Origin of the sequence: Embleya sp. NPDC056575 (assembly GCF_042793325.1) — a bacterium.
Taxonomy (GTDB): Bacteria; Actinomycetota; Actinomycetes; order Streptomycetales; family Streptomycetaceae; genus Embleya.
The window spans coordinates 21832-44183 of the sequence record NZ_JBHTVA010000081.1 but is presented as its reverse complement, the minus strand read 5'-3'; the positions used below and the strand labels follow the sequence as shown (position 1 = coordinate 44183).

The 22352-nt window shown below is 73.2% G+C and carries 20 protein-coding genes; 15 read left to right on the top strand and 5 right to left on the bottom strand.

Going from position 1 to position 22352, the window contains the following annotated elements:
- Window positions 1-23: 23 nt before the first annotated feature.
- Entirely contained in the window at window positions 24-2156 is a 2133-nt protein-coding gene (locus ACFRCG_RS41000) for a prolyl oligopeptidase family serine peptidase (protein ID WP_380041162.1), read from the bottom strand.
- A gap of 212 nt (window positions 2157-2368) precedes the next feature.
- Here ACFRCG_RS41000 and ACFRCG_RS40995 point away from each other — a divergent pair, with 212 nt between their 5' ends.
- The 5 genes from ACFRCG_RS40995 to ACFRCG_RS40975 all read left to right on the top strand — a co-directional run bounded on the left by ACFRCG_RS40995 (window position 2369) and on the right by ACFRCG_RS40975 (window position 7853).
- On the top strand, window positions 2369-2563 hold the full coding sequence (locus ACFRCG_RS40995) for a DUF2304 domain-containing protein (RefSeq protein WP_380000028.1): 195 nt from the start codon (window positions 2369-2371) through the stop codon (window positions 2561-2563).
- A 91-nt stretch (window positions 2564-2654) separates the two neighbouring features.
- Window positions 2655-3284 (top strand): class I SAM-dependent methyltransferase, encoded by a 630-nt coding sequence (locus ACFRCG_RS40990; RefSeq protein WP_380041160.1) that lies wholly within the window; start codon window positions 2655-2657, stop codon window positions 3282-3284.
- Window positions 3285-3330: 46 nt separating this feature from the next.
- Entirely contained in the window at window positions 3331-4233 is a 903-nt protein-coding gene (gene mshB, locus ACFRCG_RS40985) for an N-acetyl-1-D-myo-inositol-2-amino-2-deoxy-alpha-D-glucopyranoside deacetylase (RefSeq protein WP_380041158.1), read from the top strand.
- A gap of 10 nt (window positions 4234-4243) precedes the next feature.
- The gene (locus ACFRCG_RS40980; RefSeq protein WP_380041156.1) at window positions 4244-4636 is read left to right on the top strand and encodes a DUF6113 family protein; all 393 of its coding nucleotides are present in this window, start codon (window positions 4244-4246) and stop codon (window positions 4634-4636) included.
- A 355-nt stretch (window positions 4637-4991) separates the two neighbouring features.
- Window positions 4992-7853, top strand: coding sequence for a VanW family protein (locus ACFRCG_RS40975; RefSeq protein ID WP_380041154.1), 2862 nt, complete (start codon window positions 4992-4994; stop codon window positions 7851-7853).
- Window positions 7854-7960: 107 nt separating this feature from the next.
- Here ACFRCG_RS40975 and ACFRCG_RS40970 read toward each other — a convergent pair whose 3' ends face one another.
- Window positions 7961-8680 (bottom strand): hypothetical protein, encoded by a 720-nt coding sequence (locus ACFRCG_RS40970; protein WP_380041152.1) that lies wholly within the window; start codon window positions 8678-8680, stop codon window positions 7961-7963.
- 127 nt (window positions 8681-8807) lie between these two features.
- Here ACFRCG_RS40970 and ACFRCG_RS40965 point away from each other — a divergent pair, with 127 nt between their 5' ends.
- From ACFRCG_RS40965 to ACFRCG_RS40945, 5 genes are all read left to right on the top strand, one after another.
- The gene (locus ACFRCG_RS40965) at window positions 8808-9758 is read left to right on the top strand and encodes an ABC transporter ATP-binding protein (RefSeq protein WP_380041150.1); all 951 of its coding nucleotides are present in this window, start codon (window positions 8808-8810) and stop codon (window positions 9756-9758) included.
- An 8-nt stretch (window positions 9759-9766) separates the two neighbouring features.
- Window positions 9767-10483, top strand: coding sequence for an ABC transporter permease (locus ACFRCG_RS40960; RefSeq protein WP_380041148.1), 717 nt, complete (start codon window positions 9767-9769; stop codon window positions 10481-10483).
- Between the two features lie 71 nt (window positions 10484-10554).
- Complete coding sequence (locus ACFRCG_RS40955) at window positions 10555-11772, top strand: sensor histidine kinase (protein ID WP_380041146.1); 1218 nt, start codon at window positions 10555-10557, stop codon at window positions 11770-11772.
- A gap of 10 nt (window positions 11773-11782) precedes the next feature.
- Window positions 11783-12388: a response regulator gene (locus ACFRCG_RS40950; RefSeq protein WP_380041144.1), complete on the top strand. Its 606-nt coding sequence runs from the start codon at window positions 11783-11785 to the stop codon at window positions 12386-12388.
- Between the two features lie 211 nt (window positions 12389-12599).
- Window positions 12600-14192 carry a cellulose binding domain-containing protein gene (locus ACFRCG_RS40945; protein WP_380041142.1) on the top strand — a complete coding sequence of 531 codons (1593 nt, stop codon included), beginning with the start codon at window positions 12600-12602 and terminating at the stop codon, window positions 14190-14192.
- Between the two features lie 219 nt (window positions 14193-14411).
- On the opposite strand, the gene ACFRCG_RS40940 is transcribed toward ACFRCG_RS40945, so the two are convergent.
- Both ACFRCG_RS40940 and ACFRCG_RS40935 read right to left on the bottom strand, forming a co-directional pair.
- On the bottom strand, window positions 14412-15251 hold the full coding sequence (locus ACFRCG_RS40940) for a SirB1 family protein (protein WP_380041140.1): 840 nt from the start codon (window positions 15249-15251) through the stop codon (window positions 14412-14414).
- Window positions 15248-16183 (bottom strand): GNAT family N-acetyltransferase, encoded by a 936-nt coding sequence (locus ACFRCG_RS40935; protein WP_380041138.1) that lies wholly within the window; start codon window positions 16181-16183, stop codon window positions 15248-15250. Before ACFRCG_RS40935 ends, ACFRCG_RS40940 begins: the two co-directional genes overlap by 4 nt.
- Before the next feature lie 204 nt (window positions 16184-16387).
- On the opposite strand from ACFRCG_RS40935, the gene fdxA reads away from it, so the two are divergent.
- The 5 genes from fdxA to ACFRCG_RS40910 all read left to right on the top strand — a co-directional run bounded on the left by fdxA (window position 16388) and on the right by ACFRCG_RS40910 (window position 21359).
- Entirely contained in the window at window positions 16388-16714 is a 327-nt protein-coding gene (gene fdxA / locus ACFRCG_RS40930) for a ferredoxin (RefSeq protein ID WP_020556628.1), read from the top strand.
- An 87-nt stretch (window positions 16715-16801) separates the two neighbouring features.
- Window positions 16802-17884, top strand: coding sequence for a succinyldiaminopimelate transaminase (gene dapC / locus ACFRCG_RS40925; RefSeq protein ID WP_380041170.1), 1083 nt, complete (start codon window positions 16802-16804; stop codon window positions 17882-17884).
- Between the two features lie 69 nt (window positions 17885-17953).
- Window positions 17954-19015 carry a succinyl-diaminopimelate desuccinylase gene (dapE, locus tag ACFRCG_RS40920; RefSeq protein WP_380041136.1) on the top strand — a complete coding sequence of 354 codons (1062 nt, stop codon included), beginning with the start codon at window positions 17954-17956 and terminating at the stop codon, window positions 19013-19015.
- Window positions 19016-19070: 55 nt separating this feature from the next.
- Window positions 19071-19853, top strand: coding sequence for a TIGR00730 family Rossman fold protein (locus ACFRCG_RS40915; protein ID WP_380041134.1), 783 nt, complete (start codon window positions 19071-19073; stop codon window positions 19851-19853).
- A 99-nt stretch (window positions 19854-19952) separates the two neighbouring features.
- A complete protein-coding gene (locus ACFRCG_RS40910) occupies window positions 19953-21359 on the top strand; it encodes an alkaline phosphatase PhoX (protein ID WP_380041132.1) in 1407 nt (468 codons plus the stop codon).
- A gap of 160 nt (window positions 21360-21519) precedes the next feature.
- Here ACFRCG_RS40910 and folP read toward each other — a convergent pair whose 3' ends face one another.
- Complete coding sequence (gene folP / locus ACFRCG_RS40905) at window positions 21520-22332, bottom strand: dihydropteroate synthase (RefSeq protein WP_380041168.1); 813 nt, start codon at window positions 22330-22332, stop codon at window positions 21520-21522.
- Window positions 22333-22352: the final 20 nt, after the last annotated feature.

Here is a 22352-nt window from a genome sequence, read left to right as displayed (position 1 = left end):
GGCGTCGTCGTGTGCGGCGGGCGTCAGTCGCTCGCGGGCCGGGCGAGCGAGCGGTGCAGGAACTCGACCTGGAACAGCAGCAGGTTCTCCGCGACCTGCTCCTGCGGGGTCATGTGGGTGACCCCGGACAGCGGCAGCACCTCGTGCGGATAGCCGGCCGCGAGCAGCGCGCCGCTCAGCCGCAGCGTGTGCGCCGCGACCACGTTGTCGTCGGCGAGGCCGTGCACCAGCATCAGCGCCCGTCGGGTCGAGGACACCTCGCCCAGCCGGGAGCCGGACACCAGCGAACCGCGCCGGTACGCCTCGACCTGCTCGGCGGGCATGCCGTAGTAGCGCTCGGTGTAGTGCGTGTCGTAGAGCGCCATGTCGGTCACCGGCGCGCCGGCGACCGCCGCGTGGAACACGTCGGGGCGGCGCAGCACGGCGAGCGCGGCCAGGTAGCCGCCGTAGGACCAGCCGCGGATGCCCACCCGCGTGGTGTCCAGCCACGGCCGCTCGGCGGCGACCGCCTCCAGGGCGTCCACCTGGTCCTGGAGGCTGATCGGGCCGAGGTCGAGGTGGACCGACTTCTCCCACTCGGGGGAGTGGCCCGGGGTGCCCCGGCCGTCGGCGACCAGCACCGCGAAGCCCTGGTCGGCGAACCACTGCGAGGTCAGGTGCGGGTTGCGCGCGGCGAGCACGCGCGGGCCGTGCGGGCCGCCGTACGGGTCCATCAGGATCGGCAGCCGCTCGCCGGACGCGGGGTCGAACCCGGTCGGCAGGATCAGCGCGCACGGGATGCCGCGGGCGCCGGCGCGGAGCAGTTCGACCCGGGGGGTGAGCACCGGGGTGGCCGCGTGCGAGGTGACCGCGGCGATCTCGGCGCCGCCGCGCAGCACCGCGACCCGGGCGCCGAAGCGCTCCGGCGTGGCGGAGACCAGGACCGTGGTGTCGCCGGCGCGCACCGCGGTGTGCACGCCGGGTTCGGCGCTCACCCGGGTGACCCCGTCGGGGGCGACCCGGTACACGTGGATCTCACCGATCTCCGGCGCGCTCGCGTCGGTGCCGGCCGACGCGGTGATCAGCACGTCCTCATCGGCCACGTCCAGGATCGAGCGCACGAACAGGCGCCGGTCGGTCAGCTCCTTGTCGGCGACCACCACACGCCGCGCACCGTCGGCGTCGACGAGGCGGACCAGCCGGCCGTCGGGCGTCCACGCGGGCACGCCCGGAACCAGGTCGATCCACACGTCGTCGTGCTCGCGGTGCAGCTCGCGGGTGGTCCCGGCGGCCACGTCGACGGCGAGGGTGAGCAGCACCTTCTGGTCGCGCGGTTGCAGGCTCAGGAGCGGGTCGCCACCGGCCGACCAGTGCACGCTCGCCAGGTAGGGGTAGGCGTCGTGGTCCCAGGTCAGCTCCGTCCGGGCGCCGTCGAGGCCGATCAGCCACGCGGTGACCTCGGCGTTGGCGGTGCCGGCCGCCGGGTAGGCCACCTCGCTCGGCGCCGCGGCCGGGTTGGCCGGGTCGCTGATCCACCAGCGGTCCACGGGCGCGTTGTCCACGCGCGCGGCGATCAGCGCGGAGCCGTCGGGGGCCCACCAGTAGCCCCGGAAGCGGTTCATCTCCTCGGCGGCGATGAACTCGGCGAGGCCCCAGGTGACGTCGTCGCCGTCGGGCTCGGCGAGCGCGCGATCGCCGGAGCCGTCGGCGCCCACCACCCGCAGCGTGCCGGCGGACACGTAGGCGATCCACTCGCCGGTGGGCGAGGGTCGCGGGTCGATCACCGGACCGGGCACGGCCAGCTCGCGCGGCGCCTCGCCGGCGGACAGCGACACGGCGAACAGCCGGCCCGAAAGGGTGAATACCGCCAGATCCCCCGCACTGTCGAGCGCGTAGCCGACGATGCCGGCCGCCCCCTCGCGACTGCGCTCGCGCCGGGCCCGCTCCTCGGCGGACAGGTCCTCGGCCGCGCCGCCGAGCAGCGTCGCGGGGTCGGCCACCAGGCGCTCGTCGCCGGTGTCCGGATCCAGGATCCACAGGCAGGTGGTGGAGTCGTCGGCGGCTTTGGACCGCAGGAATGTGATCCGGCCGTCGGCGAAGCCGAAGCTGCGTGGAGCGCCTTGGGTGAAGCGCTGCGTGCGGGCGTATTGCCGGGGAAATGTGATCTCCGAGCTCATGTGCCACAGCGTACGGGGACGTACGCACACGGGGAGGGGAGACCGGGGGAGAGTGGGACGGCCGTACGAACACCACCTCGCGCCCGCTGAACGAGTGAACGCGGTTCGTGACCGTTGGCTTACATTCGGTGTGTAGACATGTCCCTTTGGGCCCACAGGCCGGCTTCCCCGAGCACGAACTGCGGGTCCCTGCGCACAGGAGGTGCGTGACTGTGGTGGTGTCCGTCTCCGCCGTGCTGCTGCTCGGTGTCACCGTCGTCTTCTTCGTCCGGAAGTCGTCGCTCAAGCCGATGCACGCGATCATCTGTGCCCTGCTCGGCTTCTACCTCTCCGCGACGTCGATGGCCCCCTCGATCCGCGACGCGGGCACGAGCTTCGCGGGAGTGGTGAACGGGATTCATTTCTGACGGGTGCCGTTCGGGCGTGAGCCGCCGTCGGTGTGGGCCGTGAGGTCGCTGCCGGGTCGGCTGTGGGCCGGGGTTTGTAGGCTGGTCTGTCATGACCAATCGATGGCTGGCCAATACCGGTGGCACCCGAGGGCCCGAATACGCCGAGCGGTTTCGCCGGCTCGCGGCCGAGGGGCGTGACCTGCACGGCGAGGCCCGGTTCTGCGACGACCTGCTGCCCGAGCCCGCCCGCGTTCTCGACGCGGGATGCGGCACCGGGCGGGTGGCGATCGAGCTGGCCCGGCAGGGCCACGAGGTGGTCGGCGTCGACCTGGACGCGTCGATGCTGGCCGAGGCCGAGGCCGCGGCGCCCGGTCTGACCTGGGTGCTCGACGATCTGGCCGACCTGGACCCGCTGCGGCTCGGCGGGCGCGGGAGCTTCGACCTGGTCGTGGCCGCGGGCAACGTGATGATCTTCCTGACCCCCGGCAGCGAGGCCGAGGTGGTGCGCGCGCTGGCCGCGATGTTGCGCCCGGGCGGGATCCTGGTCAGCGGATTCAGCCTCGCGGGCGGCCCGGACGGGGTCGGGGCCACGATCACCGCCGCCGAGTACGAGGACGTGTGCGCGGCGGCCGGCCTGGTGCGCCGCACCCGCTACGCCGGATGGGACCGCGAGCCCTGGGTGCCCGGCGGCGACTACCTGGTCGCGGTGCACGCGGCGCCGCCCGGGCGCGGGGCCTGAACGGGCGGTCCCGGGGGTGTCCGCAGGCGCGCGTAGGCTGTCGCGCATGACCGAACGCACTGCCGAGAGCCCGCTGCGACTGCTGCTCGTCCATGCCCACCCGGACGACGAAGTGATCAACAACGGCGCGTCCATGGCGCGGTACGCGGCCGAGGGTGTGCACGTCACGCTCGTCACCTGCACCCTCGGCGAGGAGGGCGAGATCCTGGTGCCCGAGCTGGCCCATCTGGCGGCCGACCGCGAGGACGGGCTCGGGCCGCACCGGATGACCGAGATCGCCGACTCGATGAAGGCGCTGGGCGTCTTCGACCAGCGGTTCCTGGGCGGTCCGGGTCGCTACCGCGACTCCGGGATGATGGGTGTGCCGAGCAACGCGCGGCCCGACTGCTTCTGGCAGGCCGACGTGGAGGAGGCCGCCGCGCACCTGGTGCCGGTGATCCGCGAGGTGCGGCCGCAGGTGCTCGCCACCTACGACGAGCGCGGCGGCTACGGCCACCCCGACCACATCCAGGCCCACCGGGTGGCGCTGCGCGCGGCCGAGTTGGCCGCCGACCCGACCCACGCCGAGGGTGAGGGCGAGTCGTGGACGATCGCGAAGATCTACTACAACGTGATGCCCCGGTCGATTCTCAAGGCCGGCATCCAGCGCATGATCGAGGCCGGGCAGGACGTACCGTTCACCGCGGTCGAGGTGGACGAGTTGCCGTTCGCGGTCGACGACGACCAGGTCACCACCGCGGTGGACGCGGGCGCCCACCTGGAGGCCAAGTTCGAGGCGCTGCGCGCCTATCCCACCCAGGTCTCGGTGGAGGACGGCTTCTTCGCGCTGTCCAACAACATCGGCCAGAGCATCATGGCGGTCGAGCACTATCGACTGGTCCGCGGCGACCTCGGGCCCACCGGCCCGGACGGCCGCGAGGACGACCTGTTCGCCGGACTGCGCCCGTAAGGTAGCCCTCGTGCCAGAGAAAGCCGGCCGCGTCGCGGCATACGTCGTGCTGTTCCTGCTCGGCGCGGTGATCGCCTTCATCGGGGCGTTCACCCAGGCGGCCTACCCGCCCGCCGGGTTGATCGTCTCGCTCGCGGGGAGCGGCGGCCTGTTCGTCGCCGGCGGCTCGCTGCTGAAGGCCAAGGCCGGGGCCGCGGTGCCGGTCGGCGCCTGGATGCTCACCGTGTTGTGGCTGGCGAGTTGGACCAAGCCCGAGGGCGACTGGGTCTTCGTCAGCGGCTTCCTCTCGTACATCTACCTCCTGGGTGGCACCATCATCGGTGTCGCCGCCGCCACCTACCCCTGGGGCGGCATCAAACCCGTCCTTCTTTCGGGTGAATCGGTGAAGACACGGACGAGGTGAACCCCTTGCGCCGCCATGCTTGCCGACGGCGCGTGCCGAGAGGCACACGACGGTGCGGGGTAACGGTGTGGCAGGAGCGCAGTATTGTGTGTGCCGAGGTGCGGTACGTGTCATGCCCTGTCCGTGGGGCCGTCGCGGCCGACTCCTCCGGCCCGTCGTACCGGGCAACCTCGGTGGCCGAGTTCGCCCACGTGCCTTCGGCGGGGAGTACCAGATCCCTCGAAGGCCGTGTCACGACCCGCACGCGGCGGGTGTCAACGCACCGCCGTCGCACTTTCCCGGATACCGTCCGATCCCGGGCGGGGGCGGCCGTGCGCCGCCACGCAACCTTCAGCTGTCGGAGAGCTCGTTCTTCGTGAGTAACGACCAGCCCCCCACGCCCGACGACCCGGGCGCGCAGCCGCGCCGCGACGATCACGATGGTGATCCGCATCCGTTCTTCGGACGCGGGCGGCCGTCGTCGGCGGCGCCCGCCGCCCGCGAGCGATCCGCCGCGCCCGCGTCGTCTCCGCATCCGTCCCCCGATCCGTTCGGGGACGACGACGAGTTCGCGTCGTGGTTCGACGACGAACCGCCCCGGCCCGCGCCCGTCGCGGGGCCGCCGGGAGGTTCGTCGTGGCCCAGCGCGGACGACGACGTGCCGCCCGTCGCGCAGCCGCCCCGGCAGCCGGCCGCGCCGCCGGGACCGGGCGGCCTGCCGCAGCGGGTCCCCGGCGCCTCCGGAGCCAGGAGCCTGACCACCGAGGGCACCGGTGCGCCCGGACCCGTGCCGTTCGCGGACGCGCCGGTCACGCCGTATGTGCCGGGACAGCCCGGACCGGCGCCGGCGCACGAGCAACAACGGCCGCTACCGCCGAACACCGCCTACGGCGTCGCGGGCGAGCATGGCGCGGGAGCGTCGGGGCCGGGCCCGGACGAGGCCGGCCGCGGGGTGCCCACCGAGGGCCGGCCGGTCGTGCACCCGATCGATCCGGGCGTCTCGGACGCGGCCCGGTCGGCGCCCGAGGGCGGCGCGCTGCCGAACCGGGTGGGCCGGCGTCGGCTGATCGCCGGCTTCGGCACTCCGGAGGCCGGCCCCGCGCCGACCCCGCCGGCCGGGGGCGGCACGGACGCCGAAATGCCTGCGGACTCGGGCGACTCGGGCGATTCGGGCGACCAGACGATGACCACCCGGGTCAGCATCAAGATCCCGGGGTCGCGGCCGATCCCGCCGGTGGTGCTGCGCGGTCAGGCCCCGCTGCCCTCGCAGGAGGCGCCGCGGTGGACCCTGGACGGCGACTCGGACGGGCCGTACGAATACCGCACGATGCAGGAACAGGACGCCGCCGACCACGGGTTCCCGCAGTACGGCACGACCGACGCGGCCGGGACCGCCGCGGAGCACCCGGCCGGCGCCGAGGAGCGGACCGACGAGGCGCGCCCGGCCCCGGCCCCGCCCCGACGGCGCAAGCCGAAGGCGCTGATCGCGTGCGCGGCCGGGATCGCGGTCCTCGGCGGGGTGTACGGCGCGTCGCTGGCCTACGCCGGCGGCGGGGTGCCGCGCGGCACCTCGGTGCTCGGCGTCAACATCGGCGGCCAGTCCCGCGACGAGGCGGTGCGTACGCTCGAACAAAAGCTCGGCGACCGCACCACCAAGCCGATAACGCTCGACCTCGGCGGCAAGGAACTGCGGCTGGAACCGGCCGCGTCCGGGCTGCTCCTGGACGCGCGCGCGACCGTCAGCGAGGCGAGCAAGGGCGGCATGAACCCGCTCACCTCGGTGCCCGCGATGTTCGGCAAGACCCGGGAGACCCAGCCGCGCACCGTGGTGGACCCGGTCAAGCTGGGCGCCGCGCTGGAGGCGCTGGCCGCCGAGGCCGGCGGTGCGCAGGTCGACGGCGGGATCTCGTTCGCGAGCGGCCAGGCCACCGCGGTGCCGCCGGCCAAGGGCAAGGTGCTGGACACCCCCGCCGCGATCAAGCTGGTCGAGGCGGCCTTCCTGCACGGCGGCGGTCCGGTCGCGTTGCCGACCAAGGCCGCCGATCCCAAGGTCACCCAGGCCGAAGTGGACCGGGCGATGCGCGAGTTCGCGGTGCCCGCGATGTCGGGGCCGGTGACCCTGACGGCCGGTACCAAGTCCTTCAAGCTGAACCCGCCGGCGCTGGCCAAGTACCTCACCATGGTCCCGGACGCCGCCGGGAAGCTGCAGCCCAGGATCGACGCGAACGGTCTCCAGGAGGAACTGGGCCAGACCTTCTCCTCGGTCGGCGAGAAGCCGAAGAACGCCACCTTCAAGGTCGAGGGCAAGCTCGCGGCCGGCGCCAAGGTCACCGTCGTGCCGTCCGTGTCCGGCAAGGGCGTCTCCGGCGCCACGGCGGCCGACGCGGTGTTGTCCGTGCTGACCAAGTCCGGCACGGCGCGCACCGCGAAGGTCAACCTCGGCCCGGTCGAGCCCGCGCTGACCACGGAGGCGGCGAACAAGCTGGGCATCACCGAGGTGATGTCGACCTACACCACGAACTACCCGTACGCCGCGTACCGGTTGACCAACATCCACCGGGCCGCCGATCTGATCACCGGATCGGTGATCAAGCCGGGCGACACCTGGAGCCTGAACAAGACGGTCGGCGAGCGCACCGCGGAGAACGGCTTCGCCAAGGGCACGATCATCAACAACGGGCGCTTCCAGACCGACTTCGGCGGCGGCGTCTCGCAGGTGGCCACGACCACGTTCAACGCGGTGTTCTTCGCCGGGCTCAAGGACGTGATGCACCGCCCGCACAGCTTCTGGATCGACCGCTACCCGGCCGGTCGCGAGGCCACGGTGGCCTGGCCGTCGCTGGACCTGAAGTTCCAGAACGACTCGGGGAAGAACGTCTACCTGGAGTCCACGTACACCGACTCCACGGTGACCGTGACGCTGTTCGGCACCCGCAAGTACGACGACATCAAGGCCGAGCCCGGCAGCAAGTACGACGTGATCAAGCCCAAGTCGGTGGTGGACAAGTCGGCGGGCTGCGTGGAGCAGGCCGCGTCGGACGGGTTCAAGATCGACGTGACCCGGGTGTTCATCCAGGGCGGCAAGGAAACCGCCCGGGAGAAGTTCCACACCAAGTACGACCCGGCCGACAAGATCACCTGTGACAAGACCGGCGGCGCGGGCGAGGGCGAGGGCCAGGGCCGCACGGCCGACTCACCCCCGCCGGGCGCGATGCCGGTACGGATGTCGGACGACTAGGCCTAGCGGCTGCCGGGGCGGCGCGCGTATGAGGCGGGGCCGGATCGCACGACAGGCGATCCGGCCCCGCCTTCGCCGTGTCGGCCCCGCCCCGCGACGCCCTCGCCTCACGGCCCGGAGCGGCCCACGTCCCGCGACAGGTCGAGGGCCAGGAACCGGTCGACGTGTGCCAGCGCCTCGAAACGCGCCCCCGGCGCCACCTTCTCGTCGCGGGCCAGTTCGACCAGGAGCCGGACCGCCGTGCGGGTGTCCAGGTCGGCGTCGAGCGCCGCGTGGATCGGCCCGATCGCCTCGGCCGGCATCGGCGCGGACGGGGACTCGGCGCACGTGGCGGTCCGGGCGCGCAGTTCGGCGAGGACGGCCGTCGCGTCGGCCGCCCCGTGATACCCGGCGTGGTCCGCGCGCAGCGGCTCGTCGGCGGCCAGCGAGAGCAGGATCAGCCGCAACACGAGCGGATCCTCGGGGTGCGGGACCGGTCGGCGGGGCGCGGCGTCGACCACCGCGGCCGGATGCAGCACGTGCACCCGGGCGCGCGGCCCCTCGTCGCCGTCCTCGCCGAAGTACAGGTCGATCGCGCCGTCGGGTTGCCCCGGGGCGGGCAGCGGCATGTTGTACCGGCCGTAGCCCGCCGCGTCCGCCACCCGCGCGCGATAGGGCAGGTGGTGGACGGTCACGGTCAGGTGGTGTCGGCCGGCGACCCGGCGGAAGGTGTCGGCGATGATCGCCGCGCGCAGCGAACGGCTCGGGTAGGCCACTCGCACCCGCCTGCCGATCGAGGTGGTCACGAGTTCGGACTTGCCGGTCTGGGAGTCGGTCAGTCGCACCATGGCGGCCACGCTAGCGCCCGGGGGCGGCGGTTCGCGGGGGTTGGACACGGCACCCATGACATCTGTCATGCCCTGATCAGGAGGTTTCCCACTTCGCCGGCCGCGGGTGGTCGGCCAGGCTGGGCGCATGACGATCACGGCTGGGAAACAGACGACCGCGCCGGCCGTCGCGCTCGGCGGGGTGAGCAAGTGCTTCGGTGAACTGCGCGCCGTGGACGGGCTCGACCTCGAACTGCGCCAGGGGGAGACCGTCGCGCTGCTCGGGCCCAACGGTGCCGGCAAGTCGACCACGCTCGACCTGTTGCTCGGGCTGAGCCGGCCCACCGAGGGCACGGTCGCGCTGTTCGGCGGCGATCCGCGCGAAGCGATCCGGCGCGGTCGGGTCGGCGCGATGCTGCAAAGCGGCGGCCTGATGCCGGACGTGACCGTCGGCGAGATGATCGGCCTGGCCCGCGACCTGCATCCGCGCCCGCTGCCGCGTGCGGACGTGCTGCGTCGCGCCGGCATCGAGGACCTGGTCGACAAGAACGTCGACAAGCTCTCCGGCGGCCAGGCCCAGCGGGTGCGCTTCGCGATGGCGATCGCGGGTGAGGTGGACCTGATCGTCCTGGACGAGCCCACCACCGGGATGGACGTGGACAGCCGGCAGCGGTTTTGGGTCAGCATGCGCGAGCAGGCCGAACTGGGCCGCACCGTGTTGTTCGCGACGCACTACCTGGAGGAGGCGGACAACGTCGCCGACCGGGTGCTCGTGCTGCACCGGGGGCGGCTGCTCGCCGACGCCAGCGCCGCGCAGATCAAGGCCCGGGCCGGGCTGCGCCGGATCGCCTTCGACCTGGACCGGGCGGTCGAGCGGGACGAGGCCGTGCTGCGCGCCCTGCCCGGCGTCGCGCACATCGAACTGAGCGGCCACACCGTGCGCATCCGCAGCGGCGACGCCGACGAGACGGTGGCCGCGATCTACGCCGCCGGCCTGCGTCCGCGCGGCCTGGAGGTCGCCGGTCTCGGTCTGGAGCAGGCGTTCCTGGCGATCACCCAGCAGGCGGACGAGGCGGAAGGAAAGGGCATCCCGGCATGAGGACGTTGATGAGACTCGAAGTGCTGAGGATGTTGCGCAACCGGCGCTACCTGCTCTTCACGCTGGCGTATCCGGTCGCGATGTACCTGATCTTCGGCAGCCAGTCGGGAGACGTGGACGGTACCGACGTGTCCGCGTACGTGATGGTGTCGATGGCCTCGTTCGGCGCGGTCGGCGCGGTGCTCAGCGCCGGTGTGCAGCGGATCGCGGCGGAGCGGCAGAGCGGCTGGACCCGGCAGTTGCGGCTGACCACGCTCACCGGGCGGCAGTACGTGATCTCCAAGCTCGTCTCGGCGGCGGTGGTCGGTCTGCCCGCGATCGTGCTCGTGCTGGGCACCGGCTTCCTGCGCGGGGTGCGACTGGACGCGTGGCAGTGGGGCGTGATCGTGATCGCGCTGTGGTTCGGCTCGTTCGTGTTCGCCGTGCTCGGGATCGGGCTCGGCTACCTGGTCGCCCCCGACTCCGCGCAGCCGCTGTTCATGCTGGTCTACCTGGGCATGGCGGTGCTGGGTGGCATGTGGGTCCCGCTGAGCGGGTTTCCGCAGATCCTCCAGGACATCGGCCACGTGATGCCGACGTATCGCTACGGGCAATTGGGCTGGGAGGTGCTGGCCGGGCATCGGCCCCGCGTCGCCGACGTGGTGGTGCTCGCGGTGTACCTGGCCGCGTTCACCGCGCTGGCCGCCTGGCGCTACCGTCGCGACGAGCAGAAGGTGGCGGCCTGATCCGGGGCCGCTCGCCCGACGGGACGGTCCCGAGGCGTGGTGGGACCTGTTCCCGAGAAGGAGCGCGTGACATGCGGTGGTCGGACCCGACACGGCAGGACTCGACGCGTGGGCGGGCCATCCGGATGTCGTGGTCGTTGCTCTGGTTGTTCTTCCTGACCCCGGTGGTGCACGACCTGGCCACCGAGGGGTACGGGCCGGTACGTCTGACGGTGGGCTCGATCGGGCTGCTCGTGGTGGTGGTCTGCTACGTCGCGCTGGTGTTCGGCGGGGTCGGCTGGTTCGGCCTGTTCGGTCGGGTGGAGGCGGTGCTGCGCCGGGCGCTCGACACCGAGCGGGCCCAGTTGGGGGCCTGCCTGCTGCTGTGGGCGGTCTCGGTCGGGCTGATCCTGACCTTCGACGACGCCTGGCTCGGCCTGATGGTCTACGTCGCGGTGTCGGTCGGGGCCGGGCTGCGCTTCCCGTGGTCGATGTGGGGGATCCTGGGCTGCGCGGCCTCCGGGCTCGGGCTCGGTGTGCTGCTCGGCGCGGCCGGCAACGACCTGCTGGTCCTGGCGTTCGTCACGGTGCTCACCGGCGGGGTGATGATCGGGGTGCGCCGACTCCTGGAGACCCTGGTCGAACTGCGCGAGGCCCGGGAGATCGTGGCCCGGCTCTCGGCCAGCGAGGAACGCCTGCGGATGGCCCGCGACCTGCACGACGTGCTCGGCCACTCGTTGTCGCTGATCACCCTCAAGAGCGAACTCGCCGGCCGCTTCCTCCCCGAGCACGTGGACCGCGCGGCCGAACAGGTCGCCGACATCGAGCGGGTCGGCCGGCAGGCGCTGGTGGACGTGCGCGAGGCGGTGAGCGGCTACCGGCGGCCGACCTTCGCGGTCGAGCTGGCGGGCGCCCGGATCGCGGCGCGCGCGGTGGGCATCGAGCTGACCGTGGTGCCCGAGCAGTGGCCGGAGTGCCCGGACCCGGAGGCGGAGGCGGTGCTCGCCTGGGCGTTGCGCGAGGCGGTCACCAACACGATGCGGCACAGCGGCGCGCGGCGCTGCACGGTGCGCCTGGACACCGGCGCGACGTGGCGACTGGACATCCGCGACGACGGGCGCGGCGCGACGGGTGGTGAGGGCAACGGGCTGACCGGGCTGCGCGAGCGATTCGCCCTGGCCCACGGCACCATCGAGGTCGGCGGCGGGGAGCACGGGCGCGGGTTCGGGTTGACCGCTTCGGTCCCGGTGCTTCCCGGAAAGACCGCCGAGCGCCGGATTGCCCCCGGAGCACCGGAAGCGACCCGCTAACGTTCGGCCCGTGATCAACGTACTGCTCGCCGAGGACCAGGCCATGGTGCGCGAGGCGCTCGCCGCGCTGCTCGGCCTGGAGGAGGACATCCGGGTCGTCGCCCAGGTCGCGCGCGGGGACGAGGTGGTCGAGGCGGTGCGGGCGAGCGGCGCCGATGTGGCGCTGCTCGACATCGAGATGCCGGGACGGGACGGTCTGGCCGCCGCCGCCGAGTTGCGCCGGGCGCTGCCCGGTTGCCGGATCGTCATCCTGACCACGTTCGGCCGCCCCGGCTATCTGCGCCGGGCGATGGAGGCGGGCGCGGACGCGTTCCTGGTCAAGGACGCACCCGCCGCGCAACTGGCCGACGCCGTACGCCGGGTGCTGCGCGGCGAGCGGGTGATCGACCCCACGCTCGCGGCCACCGCGCTCTCGGTCGGCGCCGACCCGCTGACCGAGCGCGAGCGAGACGTGCTGCGCGCGGCGTCGGGCGGCTCGACGGTGTCCGAGATCGCCACCGTGCTGCGCCTGTCCGAGGGCACCGTGCGCAACCACCTGTCCTCGTGCATCGGCAAGACGCACGCCCGCAACCGGGCGGACGCGGTGCGCATCGCGCACGACAACGGCTGGCTCTGACCGGCGCCGGTACGGGTGTCCGGATCGCGCGGTCGCCCCGGTGACGTACGGGTCGCCGACGGAATGTGGGACCGGCATCCCCCGTTGTGGGACAACGGATCCTTCCCGCCGGTCGCCCCGGAAGGATCGATGGGACCGGGGCCCGAAGGCCGGTAGAGTCCTCGTGCCCGGCGGCCCGAGTGCCGTCGGAGAGGATGTCGGAGGAATGGGCATGGGGTCGCACCGGGCAGGCGGTCCCGAACCGGGCACCCGTCGTCCCCGTCGGGAACGCATCCGCTGGGCCGTCGCGAGCGCCGTGCTCGCCGCGTTGCCGGCCGCCTTGGTGGTGGCGCTGTCCGGGGACTCGTCCGACGCCGACCACCTGCTCAGCGCCGACTACGTGCGCACCGGATCCTGGCCCAGCGGCTACAGCGGCCAGTACGTGCTGCGCAACGCCGGCTCCGACACGGTCGAGGGCTGGACCCTGCGCTTCGACCTGCCAGCGGGAACGCGGATCGCCACCGTATGGAACGGCCGGCTCGAACCGGCGGCCGGCCGCTACACGGTGCGCAACGAGAACTGGAACCGGGCGCTGCGGCCGGGCGAGAGCATCGTGGTCGGCTTCGAGGTCCGCCGGGACGGGGTCGGCGTGCCGACCGCGACCGAGCCGGTCCGCGCCGACGGGCCGACCGCCTGCACGATCAACGACAAGCCGTGCGGCGGGTCGGCCGGGACCGGACCGGACGAGCGGGCCACCCCGCCCGGCTCGACGCCGGCCGCGAGCCCGTCCGCCGGCCTCGACCGGCACACCGGCACCCCGACGCCGACCGGCACCGGCCGGGGCGGCGGGACGACGTCGCCCCCCGCGGCCCCGCCGGTGACCACGTCCCCGACCGACGCCACGCCGCGGTCGGGCACGATCGAACACCTCGCGCCCTACCTGGACATGACTCTCGACCCCACCCGGGCCGGATCGTCCGGCGTGCGCGACCGCACCCTCGCCTACGTCGTGGACGGCGGTGGTTGCCGGCCGATGTGGGGCGGGGTGACGCGCCTCGACGACCCCGCGACCACCGCCCGGATCGCCGCGCTGCGCGAGGCCAGCGGATCGATCAGGGTCGCCTTCGGCGGCGCCGGCGGCACCGACCTCGCGGTGTCCTGCGGCAGCCCGGAGGAGTTGGTGGCCGCCTACCGGCAGGTCCTGGACGCCACCGGGACCGACGCGATGGATCTGGACATCGAGGGCCGCGCGCTGGTTCGCCCCGATGTGGTGCAGCGGCGCAACGCGGCGCTGCGGCTGCTCCAGGAGGACGCGCGGCGGGCGGATCGCCGGGTGGACGTCGGCTACTCGCTGCCGGTGCATCCGCTCCAGGGCCTGGGCGACGAGGCCAAGGCGCTGCTGCGGGACGCCGCCGCGCGGCAGGTCGACGTCTCCTACGTGAACATCAAGGCGATGAACTACGGCGCCGGGGTCGCGCCCCGGCCGCAGGGACGGATGGGCCGCTTCGCCGCCGACGCCGCGCACGCGCTCCAGGCGCAGATCCGCGAGGTGTGGCCGCACCTGACCCAGGAACAGGCCTGGCGGCGGGTGTCGGTGACGGTGATGATCGGCCGCAACGACGTGCCGGGGGAGGTGTTCACCTTGGAGGACGCGCGCCGGTTCGCCGACTTCGCGCGGCAGAACCACCTCGGACGGGTCGCGTGGTGGTCCGCCGCGCGGGATCGACCGTGCGCCGACGGCACCGCGACCGAGGCCGGCGCGGACCCCACGTGCAGCGGGACGGCGCAGGAGCCGGAGGCGTTCCTGCGCGCACTCGGCGGCTGAGCGCGCGGGCGGGGCCGGGGCGTGGCGCCGGCCACCGGCCCGGTGCGGTCGCACGGCACGCGGGGCCGGTCCGCGCGCCGGGTGGGGCGTGGCCGATTCCGGTGGGTCGGGTCGGGTGGGTTGCCGCCGGGCGCCGGTGCACCGAAGAGGCAACCTTATGGTTGTTCGATGCGAGGGCCTTCTCGACGCGGCGAGGAGTCCCGCCGGACGGGCGCAGGGCTAGTTCAGCCGGGCCCGGGCCGCCTTCGCCTCGGTGAGCATGCCGTCCGCGGCCTTGGGGTCGATATGCTTGACCAGTTCGGCGTACTCCTCCAACTGCCGCGCGCCGGCCGCGAATTGGCCGGTCCGGGCGAGCAGTGTGCCGCGCTCGTGGCGCAGCGCCGCCGGGTGGCGCGGGAGCAGCAGGGACAGCTCGACCGCCCACAGCCGGGTCCAGGCACCCTCGATGCCGCGCTCGGGCTGCGCCGCCCAGGCGCGGATGTTGTTCAACATCCGGAGCAGGATCGCGGTCGGCCGCGCCGGTTGCAGCAGCGTCGGATCGCCGGGCCGGCCCCCCGCCTCCGCGGCCAGACGGCGGGCCCGGGACACCGACAGCGGCACCCCGCCGTGGAAGGGGTCGGCCAGCTCGAACTCGCCGTCGGGATCCCCGATCCCGACCACGAAATGTCCCGGCAACGCGACGCCGTACACCGGCAGCCCGGCCCGGCGGCCGACGTCGATCCACACCACCGACAGCAGGATCGGCAACCCGCGCCGGCGGCGCAGCACCTCGTGCAGCAGCGACGAGCGCAGGTCGGCGTAGTCGGACTGCTGCCCGAGGAACCGGGCCCGCCCGCCGAGCACCCGCGCCAGCGCCGCGGCGGCCCCCGGCGGGTCGAAGCCGGGCCCCGCCTCGGCCCGCACCGCCGCCGCGAGCCGCTCCAACTCGGCGATCCCCACGGCCGGATCGAACGCCGGATCGACCTCGACGCCCATCAGCAGCGCGGCCTCGGCCAGGTCCACCTCGTCGGCCCGCACGACCGCCGCGAACCGGTCGCGGGGACTCCCGGGAGCGCTCACGTGGCGGCCGGGGAGCGGCGGTAGTGGTAGCCGTGGTGGTCGGTGTAGCCGAGCGCGTCGTAGAGCTCGCGCGCCGCCCGGTTGTCCGACTCCACCTGGAGCCAGCCGGTGACCGCGCCGCCCGCGAGCGCCCGGTCGGTCAGCGCCTTGACGATCGCCCGCGCGTGGCCGCGTCTGCGGTGCGCCGGGTCCACCTCCAGGCCGGCGAAGCCCGCGTAGCGGCCGAGCACGCACACCCGGCCGATGGCGACCGGCCGGCCCGACTCCGGGTCGGACACGGTCGCGAACAGCGTCCCCGGCGGCCCCTGGAGCACGTGTCGCTCGGCGCCGCCGGCGTGTCGCGCGACCCGGTGGTAGAGCGAGACCCACCCGTCGGTGAGGGTGGTCCCGACCTCGACCCGGCCCGCGTCCACGTCGCGCAGCACGTCGGCCGCGCGCACCAGGCGCCCGGTGCGCATCAACGCGTCGCCCTCGGCCGGCCACCCGGCGGCGTCGAGGAAACGGTCGAACGGGTCCTCGTGCGCGACCTGGAACAGCGTCGGCAGGTCGCGCGCCGAATACCAGGCATTCACCCGATCGAGTGCCTCCGGGAAGGGCATGTCGGGCTCGCCCAGGACCAGCACCGAGTTGGCCCGCCGGGTGAATCCGCCGGCCGCGCGCAGCAGCCACTCGCCGAAGGCGGCGACCTCGAGCGCGGGCCAGGACCGACTGGCCACGTCCTGCAGGCGGGCCGGGGTGAGCCGCCGTACGGGTGGCGGGACCACCTTGGCGGCGACGATGCTCGCTTCCGCCACCCGGGCGATACTGCCGTCCCTGCGGGTGATTGTCAGCACACCGTCGCGCCAGTCCACGAGGTCGCCCACGACGTCGGAATAGCTCGCCTCGGCGTCCTCGGGCGGCAGTTCGCGGCGCACCGACACGCGTCTGCCCACATCCCGCGGTGTGATCCTCTTCACCTGTCCGGCATCCCCGATCCGTGCTGACCTCGTCCGCCCACGTCTGCTGACATGTTCCCGGCCCACAGGTAAGGGCCACCTGCTAGGAGTAGGCCCCGGCCCACCGCGATACTAGTTGCGGGCACCGACGTTGCCGCGCTCCCGCGCACCCTGTACCGCCCGCATGAGGAGGAACCCGACGTGACCTACGTCATCGCGCAGCCCTGCGTCGACCTTAAGGACAAGGCATGCATCGAGGAGTGCCCCGTCGACTGCATCTACGAGGGTGAGCGTGCGCTGTACATCCACCCCGACGAATGCGTCGACTGTGGAGCCTGCGAGCCGGTCTGCCCGGTCGAGGCGATTTTCTACGAGGACGACACCCCGGAGCAGTGGAAGGACTACTACAAGGCGAACGTGGAGTTCTTCGACGACCTCGGCTCCCCGGGCGGCGCCTCGAAGATGGGTCTGATCGCCAAGGACCACCCGCTCATCGCCGCGTTGCCGCCGCAGGCGACCGGCGAGTAGAGCGTCGTGACCGCTTCGCACAACGGTGCGCGGCCGCTTCCCGACCCCGCCGAAGCGCGGGGCCGGGAAGCACGTCGCGTCACCGACCTGCTCCCCGTCTTCCCCTGGGACCGGCTCGAGCCGTTCGGCGCGAGCGCGCGGGCCCATCCCGACGGCGTGGTCGACCTGTCGGTGGGCACCCCCGTCGACCCCACGCCGGAGCTGATCCGCGCCGCACTGTGCGCCGCCGCCGACGCGCCGGGCTACCCGACCGTGTTCGGCAAGCCGGAGCTGCGCGAGTCGATCGCCGGGTGGTTGCGCCGACGACTCGGCGTCACCGGGGCGAGCGCGGACGCCGTGCTCCCGGTGATGGGTACGAAGGAACTGGTCGCGGCACTGCCCAACCAGCTCGGGCTCGGCCCGGGCGACATCGTCGCGCACCCGGCGCTGGCTTACCCCACCTACGACGTGGGCGCGCGACTGGCCGGGGCCACCCCGCTTCCGGTGGTGGACGGCACCCTGCCCGATCCCGCCGGGGTGCGGATGATCTGGCTGAACTCGCCGGGCAACCCGCACGGCGCGGTGCGCACGCTCGAGGAGACCCGCGCGATCGTGGCGTGGGCCCGTGAGCACGACGTGCTGGTCGTCTCCGACGAGTGCTACATCGAGCTGTGCTGGGACACCCAGGCGGTGTCCGTGCTGCACCCCGACGTGTGCGGCGACTCGCACCGCGGTCTGCTCGCGGTGCACTCGTTGTCCAAGCGCAGCAACCTGGCCGGCTACCGTGCCGGGTTCGTCACGGGTGACCCCGCGGTGATCCGCGAACTGCTCGCGGTGCGCAAACACTCGGGACACATCGTGTCCGGCCCGGTGCAGGCGGCGATGACCGTCGCCTTCGCCGACGACGAGCACGTGGCCGCGCAGAAGGCGCGCTACGCGGCCCGGCGCGCGGCGCTGCGCGGCGCCCTGGAGTCGGCGGGCTTCCGGATCGAGCACTCGCAGGCGAGCCTGTACCTGTGGGCCACGCGCGACGAGGACTGCTGGCAGACCGTGGCGTGGTTCGCCGAGCGCGGCATCCTGGTCGCGCCGGGCGACTTCTACGGGCCGCTGGGCGATCGGCATGTGCGGCTCGCGTTCACCGCGACCGACGAGCGGATCGCGGCGGGCGTGAAGCGGCTGCACGAGGTCTGAGCGGGCGGTCGTGGCCGCCCGGAGCCGAGGGCCGCGTTCGGGGACGGGGACGGGGATAGGCTTCCCGGCATGACCGTGAAGCTCGATCTGTCCCAGGACGCGGCATCGCTCACCGCGCAACTCGTCGACATCCCGTCGGTCAGCGGCGACGAGCGGGTGCTCGCCGACGCGGTGGAGGAGGCGCTGCGCGCCTTCCCGCACCTGACCGTGTACCGCGACGGCGACTCGGTCGTCGCCCGCACCGAACTCGGGCGCGCCGAGCGCATCCTGATCGCGGGGCACCTGGACACCGTGCCGATCGCGGACAACGTGCCGTCCCGGATCGAGGGTCCGCTGATGTACGGGTGCGGCACCTCCGACATGAAGAGCGGTGTCGCGGTGCAACTGCGCCTCGCCGCGCACCTGCCCGAGCCCAATCGCGACGTGACCTACGTGTTCTACGACTGCGAGGAGGTGGAGGCCGCCCGCAACGGGCTGCTGCGGCTGGCGAACAACCACCCCGAGTGGCTGGTCGCCGACTTCGCGGTGCTGATGGAGCCCACCGGCGGCGCGGTGGAGGGCGGTTGCCAGGGCACGTTGCGGGTCGACGTGACCACCACCGGCACCCGCGCCCACTCGGCCCGCTCGTGGCTGGGCGACAACGCGATCCACGCGGCGGCGCCGATCCTGGCCCGGTTGCAGGCGTACGAGGGCGCGCGGGTGGAGATCGACGGCCTCGAATACCGCGAGGGGCTGAACGCGGTGAAGATCGAGGGCGGCGTCGCGGGCAACGTGATCCCGGACGTGTGCGCGGTGACGGTCAACTTCCGCTTCGCGCCCAACCGCAGTGTCGAGCAGGCGCTGGCGCACGTGTGCGACGTGTTCGCCGGGTTCGACGTGGTGCTCACCGACGAGGCCGCGGGCGCCCTGCCCGGCCTGGACCGGCCCGCCGCGGCGGCGTTCGTGGCGGCGATCGGGACCCCGCCGCGGGCCAAGTTCGGCTGGACCGACGTCGCGCGCTTCTCCGCGCTCGGCATTCCGGCGGTGAACTACGGGCCGGGCGATCCGAACCTGGCGCACAAGCGGGACGAGCATGTGGAGATCGCGCTGATCGGGGACAGCGAGGAGCGGCTGCGGCGCTGGCTCGGCTGACCCGGGCACGCGGAAAATGCGATCGGGCCCCGGCTCGGCGTGACAGGGTGGCCGGATGGACGCGCGATTCGCTCCGGAGGAGCCACCCGAGTTCGCCTCGCCCAGCGAGGTGGAGGAACAACATCCCGGCATGGGGCACCTCGGCACCGAGGCGTGGCGGGTACTGCGGATCCAGACCGAGTTCGTGGACGGTTTCGGCATGCTCGCCGACCTGGGCCGCGCGGTCAGCGTGTTCGGCTCGGCCCGGACCAAACCGGGCTCGGCCGAGTACCGCATCGGCGAGCGGGTCGGGCGGGCCCTGGCGGAGGCCGGCTACGCGGTGATCACCGGCGGCGGCCCCGGCGCGATGGAGGCGGCCAACAAGGGCGCCCGGGACGCCGGCGGACAGTCGGTGGGCGTCGGCATCAAGCTGCCGTTCGAGTCCGGGCTGAACCCGTACGTGGATCGCGGAATCACCTTCCGCTACTTCTTCGCGCGCAAGACGATGTTCGTCAAGTACGCGCAGGGCTTCATCGTGCTGCCCGGCGGGATCGGCACGCTGGACGAGTTGTTCGAGGCGCTCACCCTGGTGCAGACCGGCAAGGTCACCCACTTCCCGGTGGTGCTGATCGGCCGCGACTACTGGACCGGACTGGTCGACTGGGTGCGCGACGTGGTGATCGCCCAGGGCAAGGCGTCGCCGGCCGACCTGGACCTGATCCGGATCACCGACGACGTGGACGAGGCGGTGCGGATCATCCGCGACGCCGATCTGGAGTGCTCGAAACTGGAGGCCGAGGCACGCGCGGACAAGGCCGCCGCCGAAGGACGCGCCGCCGGCGGGTCGATTGCCACCTGACGGGCATGCGGGATCCCCGTCGTGTTCACTCGGACGACACCGACGGGCGAAAGCGTAGGGGCGTCCCGATATCTCCCGCCTGTCACAGGAGAAAACCAGATGTCGCTGTCCCGTAGGGGTTTCCTCGGTCGCACCGCCACCACCGGTGCCGGTGTCGCCCTCATCGGCAGCACCGGCATGCTGCTGGCGCCGAACGCCTCGGCCTCGTCCCGCCCCGGCGACCGCCGCCCGCCGGCCCAGGTCGGCTACGGCCCGCTGGTGGACGACCCCGCCGGGCGCCTGGCGCTGCCCAAGGGTTTCTCGTACCAGATAGTCACCGAGGCCGGTGTCACCAAGCTGGAGTCGGGCGAGGCCACCCCGAGCAACCACGACGGCACCGGCGCGTTCAAGCTGCGCGGCGGCGGCACCGTCCTGGTGAACAACCACGAGCTCGGCGGTTCGCTCAAGGACACCCCGCTGCCGGTGCCGCACCTCGCGGGCCTGGTCTACGACGAGGGCCTGCCCGGCGGCTGCACGGTGGTCGAGGTGAACCGTTACGGCAGGCGCATCCGCGAGTACGTCGGCGTGGCCGGCACCGCGACCAACTGCGCGGGCGGGGTGACCCCCTGGGACACCTGGCTGACCTGCGAGGAGACCGAGCAGCTGGCCGGTCAGGGCACCGCCACCAAGGACCACGGCTACGTCTTCGAGGTCGACCCCTACGACCGCCGCGCCAACCGCGACCCGAAGCCGATCAAGGCGCTCGGCCGGTTCGCCCACGAGGCGGTCGCGGTGGACCCGCGCCGCGGCCACCTGTACCTGACCGAGGACGCGAGCAACCCGAACGGACTGCTCTACCGCTGGGAGCCGCCGCGCCACTGGGACGGCGGGCGCGGCCGGCTGCGCAAGCTGGCCGACGACGCGGGCACCCTCGCGGCGATGCGCTGCGTGGACGCGAGCGGCAAGCACGTGGACGACCTCTCCCGGGCGACCGAGGTGGGCACCACCTACGCGGTGAACTGGGTGGCCGTGCCGGAGCGCGACGCGCGCACCACCTCGATCCGCAAGCAGTTCCAGAACACCGACATCACCCGCGGTCGCAAGATCGAGGGCATCTGGTGGGGCGACGGCGGCGCGTACGTGGTCACCAGCTTCGCCCGCAAGGAGAGCCCGGGCACCCCGCACGACGGGCAGATCTGGTTCTACGACCCGCGCCGCGCGCGGCTGACCCTGAAGCTGCGCTTCGGCGTCAACACCACGCCGGACGTGGACGGTCCGTTCGACGGCCCGGACAACATCAGCGTGTCGCCGCACGGCGGCGTGATCATCGCCGAGGACGGCGAGGGCGTGCAGCACCTGCTCGGCGCGACCGACGACGGCAAGACCTACCCGGTCGCCCGCAACGACGTGGACGGCGACAGCGAGTTCACCGGCCCGGTCTTCTCCGAGGACGGCCGCACGCTGTTCGCGAACGTGCAGACCCCGGGCACCATGTACGCCATCCAGGGCCCCTGGAAGCGCTGCTGAGGCACCGAGTCGCCGGCCGCCGCCGTCGTCGAAGCCCACTTTTCGGCGTCCGCGCCCACCTTCGCGGTGGGGGCGGGCGCCGAAAGGCGTTCTCCGGGGGTTGAAGACGCGCTGGGGGCGGGGTCTTCGATCGGGGGCTCGAAGACCCGCCCCGGGCCCGTCAGGCCAGGGCGCGACGGGCCACGGCGGGCTGCCGGGTGCCGTGGATCGAGGACACCATGTCGAGCACCTCGCGGGTCTCCGCCACCTGGTGCGCGCGGTACACCCGGGCCCCGAGCCACGCGCTGACCGCGGTGGTGGCCAAGGTGCCCAGCAGCCGCTCGTTCACCGGCTTGTCCAGCGTCTCGCCGACGAAGTCCTTGTTGGACAGCGAGACCAGGACCGGCCACCCGGTGTCGACCATCTCGCCGAGCCGGCGGGTGGCCTCCAACGAGTGCCGGGTGTTCTTGCCGAAGTCGTGCCCCGGGTCGATCAGGATCGCGTCCCGGCGTACGCCGAGCCTCGCCGCGCGCTCGGCCAGGCCCACCGTGACGTCCAGGATGTCGGCCATCACGTCGACGTAGCCGATCCGGTGCGGCCGGGTGCGCGGCCGCGCCCGGCCGGCGTGCGTGCACACGATGCCCGCGTCGAACTTCGCGGCCACCTCGGCCAGCTTGGGATCCACCCCGCCCCAGGCGTCGTTGAGCAGGTCGGCGCCCGCGTCGCAGACCGCCTCGGCGACCTCGTGGCGCCACGTGTCCACGCTGATCACCACGTCCGGGTGGCGGCGGCGCACCTCGGCCACGAAGGCCACCGTCCGGCGGATCTCCTCCGTGACGTCCACCTCGGCCCCCGGACCGGCCTTCACGCCCCCGATGTCCACGATTCCCGCGCCCTCGTCGATCGCGCGGGCGACCGCGTCCAGGGCCGGTCGATCGTCGAACGTCGCGCCCTTGTCGAAAAACGAGTCCGGTGTCCGGTTGATGATCGCCATGATCACCAACTCGTCCCCCT